The 1,195-nt window shown below is 69.0% G+C and carries 1 protein-coding gene; it reads left to right on the forward strand.

Going from position 1 to position 1,195, the window contains the following annotated elements:
- Nucleotides 1-894: transposase (locus ACIBG0_RS42260; RefSeq protein WP_397041301.1), on the forward strand; the 894-nt coding region annotated here is incomplete at its 5' end.
- Between the last annotated feature and the right edge of the window lie 301 nt (nucleotides 895-1,195).

Below are 1,195 nucleotides of genomic sequence, written 5' to 3' on the forward strand. Positions count from 1 at the left end.
GAACTGCGCTGCTACGTGCCCTATGTGATGGAGGGGCACTGGTGCCGCCTGCGGCATCTGGGTGCGCGCCGCGTCGACCAGCTCGTGGCCATGGGGTCGGCCCGGCAACGATTGCGTGATCTTCTCGAATGCGCTTGGCCCGCAGTTCTTTCCGCTGCAAGCGATCCCCTGGATGCGCTCACCTGGCGGGCGGCCATGACGGTGTCCACCGATCCCGGCCGGATCGTGGCGATGGGCTATGGCGCGTTCGCTGACGCGGTGCGCGAGCAACTGCCTCGTTGGGGCGGCACCCGACGCAACCTGCGTATCCTGCGCGCGATCTTCGACGCCGCGCACGCACCCGGCGGAGTCGAGACCGAGCGGGCCGCAGCCTGCGAACGCGCCGCTTACGCGCTCGAGGACTGGCATCACGCCCTCGGGCAGGTCACCGACGTCGAACACCGGATGATCGAGGTGCTCGACGCCCTCGATCTGTCCGAACTGGTCACCACTATCACCGGACTGTCGGTCGTCGGTGCGGCCGCAATCCTCGCCGAGACCGGCGACCCCGCCCGCTTCGACTGCGCCCGCACCTGGGCCAAACACGCTGGATTGTGCCCGCGCGCAAACGAATCCGGGAACTTCCACGGCAGCACCAAAGTCTCCCGCCGTGGACGCCCCGGGCTGCGGCTGGCCGCCTGGCGAGCACTGTGGGGCGCGCTGCGCCACAACCCGGTCTACGCGGCCCGCTACACCCACCTGACCACCCGCGCCGACAACCCACTCCGCGACGGGCAGGCACGCGCGGCCATCGCCGCCGCCCTGCTTCGACAACTGTTCATCGTGGTCACCCGACGTGTCGCCTGGGACCCAGCCATCGCCGCCGGAACGGGGGTGGTGCCGCAGGCCGCATAGCGCGACACTGGTCGCGGGCGGGGCGAACCCGACTCCCCCCTTGGGAAAAACCCGATTCTGAGCAGGGGCGCCCCGCCCACCCTCCACCCGAGCTCGCATGAGGGCTGTTGGGAAGAACCCGGTTGTTCGCTAGGTCGAGCACGGAGGGTGGGCGACGGCGCTCGCCGACGCTGCCAGTCACATCAACCCACCATCCGACCGCCAACCCAACCCCGAAACCCTTCCCGACCGGGGGCGATAGCACGCGCCCAAACACTGAAACACCATCGAATTGACTTCGCCTTCATAGGCTGCTCAGAAC

The sequence above is a fragment of the Nocardia sp. NPDC050630 genome, from assembly GCF_044457245.1.
GTDB lineage: Bacteria > Actinomycetota > Actinomycetes > Mycobacteriales > Mycobacteriaceae > Nocardia.